Raw genomic sequence first — 15,281 nt, forward strand, 5'->3', positions numbered from 1 at the left:
ATGTGAGCGGGCTGGACCACCTCCCGCTCGAACCGGGCGCGTACTATGTGATGGACCGCGGGTACGTGGACTTCGCGCGCCTGCATCGCTTCGAGCGGGCCAAGGCCTTCTTCGTCATTCGCGCCCGCAAGGACCTGGACTTCCGGGTGGTGGCGTCGCAGCCCGTGGACAAGACCACGGGGCTGCGCTGCGATCAGACGATCACACTCGGGGGCGTGAAGTCCGCCCAGGCGTATCCCGATCGGCTGCGCCGCGTCCGCTACACCGCCCCGGACACCGGCCAGCGCCTGGTCCTGTTGACCAACTGCTTCCTGCTCGATGCGATCACCCTCACGCGCCTGTACCGGGCGCGCTGGCAGGTGGAATTGTTCTTCAAATGGATCAAACAACACCTCCGCATCAAGGCCTTCTACGGGACGTCGGCCAACGCGGTCCGGACCCAAATCTGGATCGCCGTGTGCGTCTACGTGCTGGTGGCGATCCTCGCCAAAGAGCAGACCGTGGCCCGAAATCCCAGCGAGATTCTGCACATCCTCGGCATTGTGCTTTTCGAAAAAGTCCCTGTGCATCAAGCGCTTACAGCGGAACGCGAAATCGTTCCGGAAAGTGGTGACCCTAACCAGTTGTTACTATTCGACTTTTAACCGGACAGTAGTGCGATACGACCGGTCTTGACAGCAACACGGTCAATGACGCTGGCCAGTACGTACTCCGTTCGTCCGATCCCACGTTCCAAACGGGGGTTGAGGAGCTCGTGGGCCCTGGGCAGTTCGTGCCGCGAACTGCGGCCAATCACACAACCTATGCGCTCATCGAGACCTTCTCTGTGGACTGGCAGTACGTCGACATGACAGATTCGTTCGCGATCGTGCAGTACATCAACACCAGCGTCCACCGTGTGCGCTTCTTCAACGAAGCACTCAGCGCGGAACAATCGGCTGGACTGACGCTGAACATCACGAATCCAAATGGCAATTACCGTGAGGGGGCCGGGATCGTCTCAAGACCTGACAAACACGCGATCCCGTCGACACAGTGCGGCGTCGTTCCGATCGATATTGTGACGGCCGTTGGCCCGAATGGCAGTGACCCGTTCACGTGGGACCTCGCCCATCTCGGGATCAATCTGTCGACTGGACTATCGTGCGCTTGCTCTCAACTTCCAAAGGTGTTCGAGGACTCTCTAATACTCTCATCTGGGTTGCCCTGGATGGTTGTAAAGGGCGGGAAGGGGCTCTATTTCGAGCTTGGCCAGCCCGCTCTCACTCTCACCAAGAGTGCCTATTGGGTGAGCGCTGCGATGTATTCTCAGGTTCCCTACGGTGCTTCCCTTCGATCGGGCAACGCTTGCCATTATACTGATGGTGCACCCGCAGCGTTCTTACTGGATGACGGCAAGTTGTGGCCCGTAAGCTGCCCTGAGATTATCGCGGCGAACAATTCGCAAGCAACCTATATCCCACCGCAGCAATACCATTCATACGGATTTGGGCCGCCTCTATACTGCGTGAAGTAGCGGCCTGCTGTGGGGGCACGATGGTAGGAGTTCCTGAGCAAGCGATACCGAGACACATCAGACACCCAGCCAAGCGTGTCATTTCAGTGGTCGAGGTGCAACGCGAGCTGACCGAATCCTAGCTACGAATCCGACTTGCCAGGGGCAAGGGTTAGAATGCAGTTCGTGAATGTGCTTTCTTCTTCGCCTCAGAAAATCGCACGCCTGGGATGGAAGCTGATCACTGAACGGTCTCTCCAGCGAACCGGGGACCGGATCCTTGGTGCCCTGGAGTTGCCGAGACCGATGCAGGCGTACAGCCACTGGCTCAACATTCGCGGTTGGGCCTGCGCTCGTGACGGCCAGCCAGTGACGGTCGTCGTGAAAGCTGGTGGAAGGACGCTAGCGGAATTGCATCCGAGTACACCTCGGCCGGACGTTGCCCGGGTCCATCCCGGCGTGCCCGGAAGTGACCGATCAGGCTTTGAATCAATCGTGCCGGCATCGGCCCTTCCACGGCGTCGCATGGCTGTTGTGAGGGTAGAGGCGCAAATTGGAAACGCGAGCGTTTCGGTAACGCGAACCCTCAGCGTTGTTCCCGTGCTGAGGTTCTCTGGACGCTCGTTCGGCTTACCGCGGTTCGCCTATGAAAAGGTATGGGATCGTTCGTCGGCAACACTGGCGGACGCTCGTATTTCAGTTGCAGGTTACGACGACGACGCGGAATGGAAGCGCTCAGGTGCGTCGACGGCTAATCACGTCGCCGAAAAGACGCAAATCTCGCCAAGCGATATCGTTCTCGAGGTTGGCTGTGGAGCCGGACGTGTAGGTACACAGCTCGCCCACCGCTGCAGCCGATGGATTGGGGCGGACGTGTCCTCAAATATGCTGAAATTCGCTGAAGTTGCGCTGCGAGAGTCCGGCCAAGCGAACGTATCATTTGTCCATCTCAATGGAGTCGACCTCACAGGCGTTGCCCATACGACGATCGACGTCGTTTACTGCACCACGGTTTTCATGCACCTTGACGAGTGGGAGCGCTTCCGATATGTCGCCGATTCCTTCCGTGTACTTCGACCCGGCGGAAGGATCTATTTCGACAATTTCGATCTAGGCAGCGAGATGGGATGGGCACTATTCGAAGAGACTTCACGTCTAGACGCTGCGGCCCGTCCGCCGAATGTGAGCAAATCATCAACGGGCGAGGAGCTTCGCGTGTACGCTGAAAAAGCTGGGTTCGTGAACATCGAAATTGAAAGAGGGGCGCTTTTCGTGACTATTGTTGCAGAAAAGCCGCGTTAGGAAAGGCTGAATGCGGTTGACCCGCACCCCAGTCCTCCACTGCTGAGTGATGCTGGCGGCGGCACTATCGCGGAAGGCATTGTGAGGAATTCTGTTCATTGCCCTCGCGATTCGCATCGTTCCAGCAGCATTCCATGGTTGCCAGTCGGAGCGTGTCACAAGAACGTTAGCGTCCGACAAACACCGTCAGGGGCGGTACGCTTGACCGAGGGACTTCTGCGGGCCTGTTGCGGAAGGGGCCGCTACGAGCCGCCGTGTGCCCAGCGGCGATAGGCTTCGATCCATTCCCAGCGGGGCGGCGGCGGTGACGGGAGCGGCAGGTTCAGGATAGGAATCCGCTGGCGTTGGCGACCTCGGCGGCAAACCGCCACGATCTCGTCAGCGTCATTCAGATCCAGCTTTTTCGACTCGGACCGTCACGCCAACGATGTCGGTCTCAAATGGGACGGCGAGGTGCTCCTCCAGCATCGTGAGGAATCCGATCCGTTGTCCCGACTCGCCATAGGCGTCGACAATGGCTTCTTCGATGAGGGCGTCGAGCTGTCGAGCGCTGAGACGCGCTCGCCCGCGGGCATTCCGAGATAGGCGTCACGGCTCGGTACGGGTTTGGCGGCGGTATCGCCCGGTCCAGCTCTTCGGCGTGAGTTCGTGGATCAGGCGGTGCGGGTGCGTCGCCAGGCGAATGAGGACGTCTTTCAGATATGCGAAGGGCGGGACGTCGACCAGTTTGCAGCTCTGGACGAGCGCGTAGAGGAGCGCGGCGCGGCAAGCGCCTTCGAAGCTGCCGGCGAATAACCAATTCTTGCGACCGACCGCGACGACACGCAGCTGATTCTCCGCGCGGGAATGCCGCCTGCCTGATTATGCCGCGCACCTCGGTCTCGCGCGCGGATTCAAGGATTCGCCGCAGAAGCGAGGGTGGCTGACGCGGCATAATTCCTGTGGTCTCCTCACTCCGGGAATAACGCCGTCCGAGGGGCGCTGATATCACGCGCTATGTTAACCACAGCCCACATCCCAAAGGGCCACCTACACCCAACAGGGCCTTCATCCGTCCTATGTGCCATCGGTTACTTCCAGAATTCCTGAATGCGCGACATTCAGTGAGCGACCATTCCCGCAGCACACCTCGCTCCGATCTGTTTCCGTGCACGGGCCGAGCGATCCTCCTCTTGGTCGGCATCTGGATCATTCCCACGCTGAGCCTTACGGACCAGGTGCGCCTGCTGACCGCGGCTGAGCGCGTGCTCGACGGAGAAGTGGCGCTCGTCGGCGCCTACAGCAGGGAAGGGATTCATCATCCAGGTCACTTGGATCCCTAGATCCCTTGACCCCTTGATCCCTTTTCTTCGCCGCGTCCTTCGTGGTGCGTCGTCAGTTGCGCGAGGACGACGAAGACGTCGCGCCCTCGGCTGCTTCAGAGCCACCAAGCAGCAGCGAGTTGAAGAGCAGCTTGAAGGTGCCGTGGGGTTGACCACGATGCTGTACGCGGAAGCCCAACATCACGACGCGGCCCCTTTCGACGGTGGCTTCCAGCGCCGCGGCCTTCTCGTGCAGGTACGACTCGCCGAGCAGCCAGCCGCTCATTAGCGCATCCTCGCCTGGATAGGACGCGACGATCTTCACGTTCGCCGGTGGCGTCGGCGCAGCCTCCTCCGGTGCCCGTGAACGTCCGCGACGGTAACCCACGTCGAAGGCAGGGCTCCCGGCAAAGAACGCCGCAGCCTCTTCTGGCATGCCCCAGGCAACTGGGTGGCTGTTGTCGACATCGATCTTCAGGATCGTCCCTGGACAGAAGAACTCGTTCTCGCGGAGGTCGGCCAGCACGTCCCTGACGGGAAGCCCGAACGCCTGAAGCGGCAGCTCACTGGCAGTATCGAGCGCGACGAGCGTGCCTCCTTCCGCCGCAAAGGTGTAGAGATTGGCCACACCGCGCGGCGTCATCCCACCGACGTATTCGTCTGGCATCGAGCCAGGCGCAAAACCCTTGAGCATGCTGTCATAGGTCGCATCCGGAAGCACGATCACGTCGAATCGCTTGCCGAGGTCGCCGGCACGGATGTCCTTGTCGCGAATGGTCGTGTATGGAAACTCGTACTGCTCCAGCACCCACCGCGTCCATCCCTCGTCCATGTTGCCGCCCCACGCGTTGTAGAGACCAATGCGAGGAGGCTCGACGCGCATGAGCTCACCTTGCGGTGCATTGTCGAGGGCGACCGGCGAGAGACCGAGGGCAGCAGTGGCTTTGATCCGATCATGCGTTTCCTGCCCCGCCATCACCACGAAGGCCCCCGCCGGCCACTGCTGTCCGTTGGCGTTGATCGGCGCCGTGGCGCGATGGACGATCTCGCCCTCCTTCAGGAGACGGTTCACCGCGATGAACGCCTCGTTGGTCCGCGGATCGATGAGGTAGGCGCCCTCGGCGGCCGCCGGAACGGCGTCGCTCGCCAGCGAGACCTCTTCCACGGGCTCCGTTTGTGCGGTCACCGCTTCTGCGATCTTGTCGACCGTTACGCCCATCTGGAGATTCAGTGTCCACCCCGTGATGTCGTACGGCTGCTCCGGCGGACCGTCGGGATACAGGCGCCGATCAGGGTAGACCTGCGGCGTCAGCAGATCGCGGACGTAAGGGAGACACGGCTGTGCGCCCTGGATCACGAAGCTCCCAACCGCATACTGTTTGCCGCCGGCGGTGAACGGCGCCGTGGCGCGCTCCACCTCCACTCCGCCTAGGCGCAGCACGTTGATCATGCGCGCGGCGGCCCCTGGGTCCCACTGCTCCGCCGGCACGACGTACGTCTCCTGTGCGCCCGCCTCCATGTGGTCGCGCGCCATTTGATAGATATCGAATAGCCATTCCTCCCGGCGCTTGGCGCCGATATCGAGGACTGCCATCGATGCCGTGTTCATGTACTCGCACGACATCTTGATCGTCCAGTGGCCGCCGAGATACGGGCTCGGATAGTAGGTGCTGGGCTCGGTCGTCGACTCGCCATTGGCAAAGCGCTTGGGAAACGACTTCACGTCGTAGTCGGCCGGCGTTGCCGTCGCGTGGGCCGTTTCCGTGAGAATCCCCACCATGTTGTGAAAATAGGGCGCCGTGCGCATGCCACCGTTCCACCACGTGTCGAACTGCAATCGCGAGACGGCACCGACCTTGCCCTCCTGATCGAGGCGGCGGGTCATGGCATCCCCAACGGCGTTGATCCCACGGAGCACGAGGGGCGGGATGTTGAAGTTCGACGGATCCTCGAATGGCGGCACGAAGATGCGCGCCGGGAACGGCGCGGTTTGATGCTGGTTGTAGACGATCTGCGGGAACCACTCGTGGTAGAGCTGCCTCGCGCTATTACGCGACTCCGCCTGGTTGAACATGAACCAGTCACGATTGTTGTCGTGCCCGACATACTTCTGGTACAGCTCGGGAAGCCGCATCTCCCACGGCTTGCCAACGTGCGTCATGTACCAGTCGGCAACGAGTGTCCCGCCGTCTGGGTTCATGTTCGGCACCAGGATGAAGATCACGTTGTCGCGGATGAACTTCATCTCGTCGGTCTCTTCCGTCACGGCTCTCCAGGCCATCCAGGGCGCGGTCTGGCCGTGCGCCACTTCGGTTGCGTGCAGTCCGAAGTCGATCCAGATCACGGCCTTGCCCTCCTGGGCCAACTGCGCCGCACGCTCGTCGGTGAGCGGACGCCCCTGCTCGTCGCGGTTCAACGCCAGTGCTCGCGCAATCTCCTTGTAGCGCGAGAGCTGTTTCATGTTGGCTTCCGACGAGATGATCGACATCAGCTGCGTCCGGCCCTCGGCGGTCTTGCCGATCTCGAGGAGCTGCATGCGCTCGGAGGCCGCGTCGAGCTTACGGAAGTAGTCGCCGATCTGCTCGTAGGTGGCGAGCTTGTAGTCGGAGCAGGGCGCAAAGCCGAGCACCGACGCCGGCGTCGGAACGCTCCCCTGGCGTGCCTCCCCCTGCGCCTCCCCGCCACGCGGGAGTGGCGCTCGCATCGAGGCTTCGACGATTCCAATCGTGAGAATCAGGACCGCGAGCAGCGCGGCTCGAACAGATCGCAACATCCAGACCTCCTACAAGGTGGGCGTTATCGGCAACGTGCCATCGAGCGTGGAGAGAAACAGCGGATTGAACAGCAGCTTGAACGTGTTGTGGGGCTGTCCGCGCCAGTGCGGGCGGAAGCCGAAGAGCACCACGTGTCCTTGGCCCACCGGAACGTGGACAGCCGCCGCACGCCCGGCCACGTAGCGCGACGCACCGAGCTCCCAACCGCTCGCCAGAAGGTCCTCCTGCGCGTACTCGACGAACACGTCCAGGTCTCGCGATGCCTGCGCATCCCCCTCGGCGGCGGCTGGAACTACGGCAAACGCCTGATTGTCGGAGAACATGGCAATCGCCTGCCGCTCCATCCCGGCAGCCAGCGGGTGATCACTCTTGGACGTGATGCGCAGCAGCGAGCCTGAAATGAAGAGCTCCTGCGGCGGCACCTGCGCGACGGTGTTCCTCAAAGGCAAGCCGAACGTGAGGATCGCGAAGTCCGCGGCGTGGTCCCAGGCGACGAGCCAGCCGCCATTCTCCACGAACCGCCGCACGTTCGCCGCACCCTCGACCCCAATGCCTCCTACGTACGCCTCCGGCATCGTCCCATCGAGGTGCCCGTTCAGGATATCCTCCGCTTCCTCGTCGGCCAACAGAATCACATCATACCGAGAAAGGTCGCCCGTCTGGATGTCGCGGTTCGAGAGGTTCGTAAAAGAGAACTCGTATTGCTCGAGCAGCCACCGCGTCCACCCTTCGTCCATGTTGGCGAGAAAGCTCTTGTAGAGCCCAATACGCGGCGCGCGCAGCGGTTGCACGTCTTTCGGGGAGCGTCTCGAGCGCGCGGAAGGACACACCCAGCTCTTTGCCCTGTTCTTCCACGCGATCACGCGCCACCTGCTGAACGATGAGCGTGCCGTCGGGCGCCCTTGCCACCCGCGCCCCTGCCTTCAAGAGCCGGTTCACCGCCACTCCTACGTAGCGAGCATCGCTTTGTCGAATGCCAACTGGATGAGAGCCTCGGGATCGATATCCGACACGAGGATGCAGGTGACCTTGCCCTCGGGCCAGACGACCACCGTGATTTCTCCCACACGGTAGATCGAGAACTCAATGCCTTCATGCGTCCGTACCTCGAGCGGCGCCTCGGAGGGCAGCCGGCCCTGGTACATCTCGCAGAGCACGAGCTCTCCCTGTGGGCCACGATACATCGCGACAGTTGCCGCGTGACCGGCCACGTCCTGCACGCGTCCGCCCTCGAGCGAGTATTGCATCATCGCAAGGTCAATCACGCGGTAGGCAATGCCCCGATCCTTGAAGTAGCGCTCGAGCGTCGCGGCGTCGCGCGTCGCGCGCTCGAGGGGCAGCTCGCCGCGCCGAGCCGCAGCGAAGTCGGCCGCGACGGCGACCGGGACGCCCGACGGTCCGCGCAACCAGAGGACGGCCAGCGTTGCCAACACGACAACCGCCGCCGCAGCCGACGCGAGGCCGAGCGGCGAGAGTTGCCACCGCCACCACCGGCTTACGCCAGTCCGATCCGCGTCGGCCTGATCGAGCGCAGCCTGCACGCCCTCCGCGACGTCCGTCGGCACGGCACGCGGACCGCCAATTCGCCGCAGCGTCGCCTTGACCCATTGCAGCCGTTCGAGCTCGTCCCGACAGCGCGCACACGTTGTCAGGTGCGCACGAACGACTGCCTCCTGCTCGGCGTCGAGGCGGCCGTCGACCAACGCCTGGATGTCCTCAAAGGGATGGCGCATCTCGTCGCTCATGGCTGGCGAGAATCCTCCTCCCTCAGCAAGCCGCTCTTTGCGGCGTACTCATGGAGCGCGGCCCACAGCATCTTGCGGCCGCGCGAGAGACGGGAGCGAACGGTATTCACCGGGCACTGCAGCACCGCCGCGGCCTCCTCGTAGCTGAGCTCTTCGACGTCGACGAGCAACACCGCGGCCCGGAACACCTCGGGCAGCTCGTCCAAGGCGTGCTCGATCTCGGGGTCAGAGATGGCGCTGCCCGATTCGGGCGCCACGGGCGGCATCGCCGGCTGTTGGCCCAAGGTCGAATCGTAGATCTGCTCGAGATTGTCGACGGCGACCACCGGGTCGCGCTGCCGCCGCCGGTAGCGGTTGACGAAGACCGAATACGTGATCGTGAGGAGCCACGCCTTGCCGTTGGTGCCTGGCGTGAAGCTGTCGAAGGCCGTGAAGGCGCGGAGGATCGCCTCCTGGGTGAGGTCTTTCGCCTCGTCGACACGACGAGTGAGGCGCAGCGCCGCACGGTGCGCTGCGCCTAGAAATGGCAGGATGGTCGCCTCGAACTCGGCGCGTCGGTTCTCGAAACGGGTCACAAAGGCGCAGACTGCAGTGGTCAGTGGCCGGTGATCAGCAGGGCAGGTCGCATCGAAAGTGGCTAACGACCGACGGCCGTCAGCCCCCCTTCGTATGATGCGGCACGCTGACCACTGACCACTATTGCGGTAGACTCGCCTTACCGCACCGCCAGGCCGTTGGCGCTCATAGGCAGGCCGGACACACCCGGCAGCGCCCTCAGTGTACCATCCCGGCCCACGAAAAACGCGCTCACCGTCTGGGTCCCCGAGCCCAACGCGTAGAGGAACGTTCCGCGCCGCGTGAGCGCCAGATCGATTGGGCTGGAGCCGTCGCCCGTGGTCGCGGTGACGCCATCCTCCTGCAGCCGAGTCAACGCTCCCATCGAGTCAACAGCATAACCGGTGATCGACCCGCTCCCGGTATTGGTCGTGTAGGCGAAGCGTCCATCCGGTGTGAGCGCAACCCAGCACGCGGCGGTCTGATTCGTGCCGACCGACTCGCTGACCGCCCCCAACATCCCATCCGCTTCCAGCGTGTACGAGGAGACCGCGCTCTCGCCCTCCGCCCCACCAAACGCTTCGGAGACGAAGAGCTGGTCACGCCTGTCGAAGGCGAAACCGAATGGCGTCGCGCCGGCCGACGGCTGCACGTGTGGCTCGCCGGGAACGCCACAACGGTCAACGGCGTAAACAACGATGTTGTTTGTTGCCTTCTCCGTCACGATCAGGAAGTCACCATCTGGGCTGAACCCGATCTGCGCAGGATCGACGCCGCTTCCACTCAACGAGCGCGTGGAGTTGGCGAGCGGCTGCAGCTCGCCCCGACGGGTGAGCGTGAAGCCGGTGATGGTCTCGCTGCCCGCATTCAGGACATAGACGAGATCGCGGTTGATCGTCACGCTGATGGGGCGGCTGCCACCAGTCGCGGCACGATCGGTGAGCCGCAACTCATGGTGCCCAAGTCTGAACACCGACAGGTCGTCGCTCCCAGCGTTGACAGCGAGCAGCCAGCGCTCGTTTTGGCTCAGGACGAGCCCTCCTTGGTTACCTAGCCCACTCCCGGTGCCAAGGCCACCCGTCGGCACGGCACCTGCCTGCCGGAGCCGGCCGTCGAAAGAACGGTCGAACACCAGCACGGCATTGCCTTCGACGGCGTTGGACGTCGTGTAAACAGCACCAATCGGAATGAACGGGAATCTCCGTGATTGCGCTGACACGTGGACGTCCATCATCGCGAGCGCAAACAGTGACACGAGCATCAACAGTCGAGTTTTCACATCGCCTCCTTTCAGACGTGCAGGCTGGATGACCTGCAACGCTGTCCCCGACTGTTAGGAACAAATGGGAGGCGCGGAAAGTTCCCGGTGGTGGGGCGCGTTCGCCGAACGCGCGGTCCGACTGTGGCCACGGTCCGCTGGCACAGGCCGCGGCCACAACGGGGAGGGCTTCACGCGCGCGTCGACCGCGGCGCGATGAGCGGATAAACGACGCCAGCCAGGAGAGCTCCGGCAATCGGTGCTACCCAAAACAGCCACAACTGCTGGAGGGCCCAGCCGCCGACAATGATCGCCGGACCGGTGCTCCGCGCAGGGTTCACCGAGAGATTGGTGACAGGAATGCCAATCAAGTGGATCAGCGTGAGGGCCAGACCGATGGCGATGGGAGCGAAGCCTTGTGGGGCCCGCGGGTCGGTTGCGCCGAGGATGACGATCAAGAACATGAACGTGAGGACGAGCTCGCTGAGGAAGGCGGAACCGAGCGAATAACCGCCAGGCGAGTGAAGATCGTAGCCGTTGGAGGCGAACCCGCCACTCAGGTCGAAGCCGGCCGTACCGCTGGCAATCAAATACAGCACGCCAGCCGCAATGATCGCACCCGCCAATTGGGCCACGACATACGCCGGCAACTCACCAACCGGAAACCTGCCGACGACGACCAGGCCGGCAGACACCGCGGGGTTGAGATGCGCGCCGGAGACGTGACCGATCGCGTACGCCATCGTGAGCACCGTGAGACCAAATGCGAGCGACACGCCCAACCACCCGATGCCGACGTCGGGCACCCCCGCCGCCAGGACCGCGCTGCCACATCCGCCGAAGACCAGCCAGAAAGTTCCGACCAACTCCGCAAACGCTCGTTTCCCGAGAGGCACGATGACCCTCCTTGGTGCGATTACGTACAGCTGTCCCGCAATCGTAGGGTGAATCCCTCAATCCGCTAGATCTGCCTGTGGGGCTCTGCTGGGAGCGATAGTGTAGCAGGCTTCAACGCGGGGAGGACCAGCGAAGCGCACGTTCACACGTTCGACTGGACGAGCGCCTAGCGGCCGACCTTCAGCCGATCGACGACTCGCTTCACGCCTGGCGTCCGGCGCGCGATGTCCATGGCGCGTGCGCGTTCCTCTTCCGAGCCCACGACGCCTGCTAGCGTGACCACACCGTCGTTGGTCTCGACGCTGACATTGCGGGCCTGGACGACCTCATCGAGCGCGAGCGCCGACTTGATTCTCGCGGTCATGCTGCCGTCGCTCACCGCACCACCAACCCGCGAGGCCGCCTGCGCGGCCTCGTCCCTTACGTCGGCCGCCGCCCCGCCGGTCTTCTCGCCCGCTTCCGTGGCTGCACCAGATGTCCGCTCGTCCATCGCGGATGCGGCCTCACCCGCAGCTTCTCTGGCTGCCCGCACGACGGTGTTGGCGGCATGAGCGGTACGCTCACCGATCTCGGCCCCGACCTCGCGGGCCTTGGCGGGATCGAGAGGGCCGCCGGTCGTGGCCGGTCGCGGTCCGAACAACTCGGACCAGGTCGAGCCGGGCTCGCGCTCGCGGTAGTACACGTAGCCAACCACGAGAATCAGCAGAATGACGAGCAGCAGGTTCCGCATGGCCGGACCTCCGCGGCGTGAGGGACGGACGCCTCGGCGAGGCGTCCCTACCCTCACAATACGCGGATCTCTTGGTTCATGACAAACCGTGACGGGAGCGGCGCTCGCGCCGGCCAAGCGCGGGCAAGTACCCCTTCAGGCGCTCCCAGCGTCCGTGGGCACCCACAACGGGATGGACGTCAGGGCCGGCGCCCGGCCGCGCGCTATCCCCTTCATGCCCAGCCTGCGCAGACCGTGATCGCGCGAGCATGCCCTCGGCCACCTGCTTGCCGCGCGCGAGCCCTTCGCGCGTGAACCGGCGTAGGCTCTCGGTCGTCATCTCACGTCCCTCCGTTGCCCACATGACCATGCCGCGCCCAATTGCCCACGTGCCTCCGTACGCAAGCGCGACCTTTGGCACCAGGCCAACGACCGGAATCAGGCCAACGAGCTGGCGGGCCGCCTGCCTGAACAACAGGCCGCCGCCCAGCACGCCGAGGATCTCCGCGACCATGCGCCGCGGGTGGCCATCGCGGCCCGCCGCCAGCGCGAGCCGATAGCACATGATGAGCTGATTCTTCGTGAGAATCACCATGTCGCCGAGATTGAGAGGCGCGGTGAGCACGGGAACGACCTCGGCCAACCCCATGGTGAGTGCGAAGCTCGCATTGGCGCGCGCGGTCTCGTCGATGAGGACGTCGAACACAGCCGGCTGAAACGCTGGGAGCTGCACCGCAAGAGCGAGACGCAGGTCGGGCGGGAACGTGTCGACCACCGCATTGCCAATCGCACCCAAAGACCCGGCGTCAATGGCGCCGACCGCGACCCGGGCGCGCTCGCCTCCCCGGGGCACGAGAGGCGTCGAGTCACCCACGACGATCGTGGCGATTGGAATGTGATCCAGGTGCAGGGTTTGGCGCGCACCGGCCAGCGCCACCGATAGCTCGTGGGTCTTCGAGAGCAGGATGGCGGCCGCAGGTCTGGTCTCGCGCGACATCACACGCGCGACATCTGCAACCACCACCCAAGGATGGGGCGTCACGTCGCCTCCCGGGCTCACCAGCGCGTGCAGCCTGCGCGCGTCTGTTTCATCGTCGCTGACGATCAGCAGCTCGAACCGCCCACGTGCGCTCCGTCGAATGGCCTCGATGTCGATGTCGCGGATCACTCGCCACAGATTCCCCACCTTCAGCGAAACCGACATTGGTCGATTGTACGACACGGCATGATGTCTGGGGGATGTCGGATCTGGGGCTATAGTAGATGTCATGAAGACTATTGGGTTCATCGGTGCGGGGAATATCGGGGCTCAGGTCGCGCGACTCGCGGTCGCGAGTCAGTACAACGTCGTGCTCAGCAATTCGCGCGGCCCGGAGACCTTGTCCGCGCTCGTCGCAGAGCTCGGGCCCACTGCCCGCGCGGCAACCGCCGTCGACGCCGCGGCCGCAGGTGACCTCGTCGTAGTCTCGGTGCCGCTCAAGAGCTACCGGCAGGTGCCAGTCGAGCCGCTCGCGGGCAAGATCGTAATCGACACGAACAACTACTACCCGCAGAGGGACGGTCACATCGCCGAGCTCGACGATGAGTCGACGACCACGTCGGAGCTGCTGCAGACGCACCTTCCGACCTCGAAGGTCGTCAAGGCGTTCAACCACATCTACGCCGTTCAGCTCACGACGCACGGGCAGCCCGCCGGCACCGCGAATCGCCGTGCGCTGGTCATCGCGGGAGATGATGAATCGGCCAAGGCGACGGTCGCTCGGCTGATCGATCAGTTCGGCTTCGACACGGTGGACGTGGGCCCGCTGAAGGAAGGGTGGCGCATCCAGCGGGACACCCCAGGCTACGGTCCGCGCCGCACGGCGGACGAGCTGCGAAACGACCTTGCTGCGGCCAAGCGGTACGCAGATCAGTAGCGCGGGCCTTTTAGGCCTGCGCTACTGTAAGCGCCGAGCAACGGCTCGCCGCCACGAGCGTAGGCCGAGTAGGTGTGGAAGATGTCGCCGTTCTCGTCCTTGTAGAACACGCTCGTGCCTGGCATCTCCCCGCCGGGCAGATCGCGCATGTCGTAGTCGTAGAAGACCTTTCCCCTCGAGAGGTCATCCTTGGTGGGCGACACGTGATAGTCGTAATTGAAGTCGCTCTCGTAGGACGAGACCCACGTGAACTGCCATCCCATACGCTTCTTGAACGGCTTGATCTTCTGGATGGGCGCTCGTGAGACGACGAGGAGTGTGACATCGTGGTGCGCCAGGTGCAAATTGGCGCCGTCGATATGGTCCGCCAGGAACGAACAGTATGGACAGCCCTCCTCGTCATCGGGATCGAACATGAAGTGATAGACAATCAATTGGCTGCGACCGTCGCACAGGTCGGCCAGCGTCTTCTTCCCGTCTGGCGTCTCGAAGACGTACTCCTTCTCGACCTTCACCCTGGGCAGCGCACGACGCTCGGCGCTGACCTCGTCGCGCAATCGGGTCAGCTCCTTTTCCCGCGCTCGCAGCGCCTTCCGGGCAATCAACCATTCTCCGCGCGACACGACCTTGTCGCCCGTCATCGGTGTTTGTTCTGCCACGGTGAATCTCCTTCCTCGCTTACTATTCGTAGGAAGGGCCGCGATGTCTCACCGTGTCAATTCAAGGCCTGAATGTCTAGTCGCCATCACGCTCGCCAGCTTCGTTCTGAACGTCGTGAGCGGCATGCGCTATACGCGCGTCTCGGCGGATATCCTGTTCGATACGCGACTGGCGTTGTATCGGCACCTACAGCGGCTGTCGCCCCGCTTCTACGCAGACCAGGCTCGGGGACATCCTGTCGCGCCTCAACAACGACATCGGTGAGATCCAACAATCGGCGGCCGAGGTGGCGCTGGCTTGGGTTGGCAACGCGGAAGGTCGTCTTCGGGTCGCTCCCGCCGTATCCGGATCCGCGTGAGCGAGCGGAGCCGTTTCTCGTGCTCGGCGAGCAGCATCATCCGACCAAACCGATTCGCGTCGCCGAGCCGAAGTGGTTGACGATCCCACGGCGAGGTCTCCACACGGGCGTCATGATCCTGGACGCCATCGGCACGGGGAAACCTCGGCCTGTATGTACCCGTACGTCGAACAGTTATCGGCCTGGCGAGCACGTTCCGCCCGTGACAAGATCGGCGGCCTCGTCTTGGAGGTGAAGGGAGACTGTTGCCGAGAGGTGCAAGCGATCCTGGCCCGACACGGACGTGCAGAGGATTACGTCGAGATCGGCGT

The 15,281-nt window shown here is 63.4% G+C and carries 17 protein-coding genes and 1 pseudogene; 7 read left to right on the forward strand and 11 right to left on the reverse strand.

Features of this window, described 5'->3' with window-relative positions:
• The first annotated feature begins 2 nt into the window (after positions 1–2).
• From GEV06_21205 to GEV06_21215, 3 genes are all read left to right on the forward strand, one after another.
• Positions 3–644 carry an IS4 family transposase gene (locus tag GEV06_21205; GenBank protein MPZ20408.1) on the forward strand — a complete coding sequence of 214 codons (642 nt, stop codon included), beginning with the start codon at positions 3–5 and terminating at the stop codon, positions 642–644.
• Positions 645–754: 110 nt separating this feature from the next.
• A complete protein-coding gene (locus tag GEV06_21210; GenBank protein MPZ20409.1) occupies positions 755–1,516 on the forward strand; it encodes a hypothetical protein in 762 nt (253 codons plus the stop codon).
• Between the two features lie 156 nt (positions 1,517–1,672).
• Positions 1,673–2,797: a methyltransferase domain-containing protein gene (locus GEV06_21215; protein ID MPZ20410.1), complete on the forward strand. Its 1,125-nt coding sequence runs from the start codon at positions 1,673–1,675 to the stop codon at positions 2,795–2,797.
• A gap of 242 nt (positions 2,798–3,039) precedes the next feature.
• Here the strand turns inward: GEV06_21215 and GEV06_21220 are convergent.
• Both GEV06_21220 and GEV06_21225 read right to left on the reverse strand, forming a co-directional pair.
• A pseudogene (locus tag GEV06_21220) lies at positions 3,040–3,325 on the reverse strand (hypothetical protein).
• A gap of 60 nt (positions 3,326–3,385) precedes the next feature.
• A complete protein-coding gene (locus GEV06_21225; protein ID MPZ20411.1) occupies positions 3,386–3,625 on the reverse strand; it encodes a hypothetical protein in 240 nt (79 codons plus the stop codon).
• Between the two features lie 275 nt (positions 3,626–3,900).
• Between GEV06_21225 and GEV06_21230 the strand changes: the two genes are divergently transcribed.
• Positions 3,901–4,119 carry a hypothetical protein gene (locus GEV06_21230; protein MPZ20412.1) on the forward strand — a complete coding sequence of 73 codons (219 nt, stop codon included), beginning with the start codon at positions 3,901–3,903 and terminating at the stop codon, positions 4,117–4,119.
• Positions 4,120–4,171: 52 nt separating this feature from the next.
• On the opposite strand, the gene GEV06_21235 is transcribed toward GEV06_21230, so the two are convergent.
• From GEV06_21235 to GEV06_21270, 8 genes are all read right to left on the reverse strand, one after another.
• Positions 4,172–6,871 (reverse strand): peptidase M14, encoded by a 2,700-nt coding sequence (locus GEV06_21235; protein MPZ20413.1) that lies wholly within the window; start codon positions 6,869–6,871, stop codon positions 4,172–4,174.
• 9 nt (positions 6,872–6,880) lie between these two features.
• Positions 6,881–7,663, reverse strand: coding sequence for a hypothetical protein (locus GEV06_21240; protein ID MPZ20414.1), 783 nt, complete (start codon positions 7,661–7,663; stop codon positions 6,881–6,883).
• Between the two features lie 156 nt (positions 7,664–7,819).
• Complete coding sequence (locus GEV06_21245) at positions 7,820–8,617, reverse strand: hypothetical protein (GenBank protein ID MPZ20415.1); 798 nt, start codon at positions 8,615–8,617, stop codon at positions 7,820–7,822.
• Complete coding sequence (locus GEV06_21250) at positions 8,614–9,291, reverse strand: sigma-70 family RNA polymerase sigma factor (protein MPZ20416.1); 678 nt, start codon at positions 9,289–9,291, stop codon at positions 8,614–8,616. The genes GEV06_21245 and GEV06_21250 overlap by 4 nt, the downstream gene beginning before the upstream one ends.
• Before the next feature lie 41 nt (positions 9,292–9,332).
• Positions 9,333–10,451 carry a beta-propeller fold lactonase family protein gene (locus GEV06_21255; protein MPZ20417.1) on the reverse strand — a complete coding sequence of 373 codons (1,119 nt, stop codon included), beginning with the start codon at positions 10,449–10,451 and terminating at the stop codon, positions 9,333–9,335.
• Positions 10,452–10,621: 170 nt separating this feature from the next.
• Complete coding sequence (aqpZ, locus tag GEV06_21260; GenBank protein MPZ20418.1) at positions 10,622–11,326, reverse strand: aquaporin Z; 705 nt, start codon at positions 11,324–11,326, stop codon at positions 10,622–10,624.
• A gap of 167 nt (positions 11,327–11,493) precedes the next feature.
• Positions 11,494–12,057 (reverse strand): BON domain-containing protein, encoded by a 564-nt coding sequence (locus GEV06_21265; protein MPZ20419.1) that lies wholly within the window; start codon positions 12,055–12,057, stop codon positions 11,494–11,496.
• Positions 12,058–12,133: 76 nt separating this feature from the next.
• Complete coding sequence (locus GEV06_21270) at positions 12,134–13,240, reverse strand: hypothetical protein (protein MPZ20420.1); 1,107 nt, start codon at positions 13,238–13,240, stop codon at positions 12,134–12,136.
• A 64-nt stretch (positions 13,241–13,304) separates the two neighbouring features.
• Here GEV06_21270 and GEV06_21275 point away from each other — a divergent pair, with 64 nt between their 5' ends.
• Positions 13,305–13,952 carry an NADP oxidoreductase gene (locus tag GEV06_21275; protein ID MPZ20421.1) on the forward strand — a complete coding sequence of 216 codons (648 nt, stop codon included), beginning with the start codon at positions 13,305–13,307 and terminating at the stop codon, positions 13,950–13,952.
• Here the strand turns inward: GEV06_21275 and GEV06_21280 are convergent.
• Positions 13,946–14,593, reverse strand: coding sequence for a DUF899 domain-containing protein (locus tag GEV06_21280; protein MPZ20422.1), 648 nt, complete (start codon positions 14,591–14,593; stop codon positions 13,946–13,948). The genes GEV06_21275 and GEV06_21280 overlap by 7 nt on opposite strands.
• A gap of 61 nt (positions 14,594–14,654) precedes the next feature.
• Between GEV06_21280 and GEV06_21285 the strand changes: the two genes are divergently transcribed.
• Both GEV06_21285 and GEV06_21290 read left to right on the forward strand, forming a co-directional pair.
• Complete coding sequence (locus GEV06_21285) at positions 14,655–14,876, forward strand: hypothetical protein (protein ID MPZ20423.1); 222 nt, start codon at positions 14,655–14,657, stop codon at positions 14,874–14,876.
• Positions 14,877–14,914: 38 nt separating this feature from the next.
• Positions 14,915–15,205, forward strand: coding sequence for a hypothetical protein (locus GEV06_21290; GenBank protein ID MPZ20424.1), 291 nt, complete (start codon positions 14,915–14,917; stop codon positions 15,203–15,205).
• Positions 15,206–15,281 lie beyond the last annotated feature (76 nt).

The organism is Luteitalea sp. (assembly GCA_009377605.1).
GTDB lineage: Bacteria > Acidobacteriota > Vicinamibacteria > Vicinamibacterales > Vicinamibacteraceae > WHTT01.

Bases quoted from the DNA above. Each gene is read 5' to 3' on its own strand.
- GEV06_21215 (MPZ20410.1), top strand. From the start codon at position 1,673: ATGCAGTTCGTGAATGTGCTTTCTTCTTCGCCTCAGAAAATCGCACGC.
- GEV06_21235 (MPZ20413.1), bottom strand. From the start codon at position 6,871: ATGTTGCGATCTGTTCGAGCCGCGCTGCTCGCGGTCCTGATTCTCACG.
- GEV06_21245 (MPZ20415.1), bottom strand. From the start codon at position 8,617: ATGAGCGACGAGATGCGCCATCCCTTTGAGGACATCCAGGCGTTGGTC.
- GEV06_21265 (MPZ20419.1), bottom strand. From the start codon at position 12,057: ATGCGGAACCTGCTGCTCGTCATTCTGCTGATTCTCGTGGTTGGCTAC.
- GEV06_21270 (MPZ20420.1), bottom strand. From the start codon at position 13,240: ATGTCGGTTTCGCTGAAGGTGGGGAATCTGTGGCGAGTGATCCGCGAC.
- GEV06_21275 (MPZ20421.1), top strand. From the start codon at position 13,305: ATGAAGACTATTGGGTTCATCGGTGCGGGGAATATCGGGGCTCAGGTC.
- GEV06_21280 (MPZ20422.1), bottom strand. From the start codon at position 14,593: ATGACGGGCGACAAGGTCGTGTCGCGCGGAGAATGGTTGATTGCCCGG.
- GEV06_21285 (MPZ20423.1), top strand. From the start codon at position 14,655: ATGTCTCACCGTGTCAATTCAAGGCCTGAATGTCTAGTCGCCATCACG.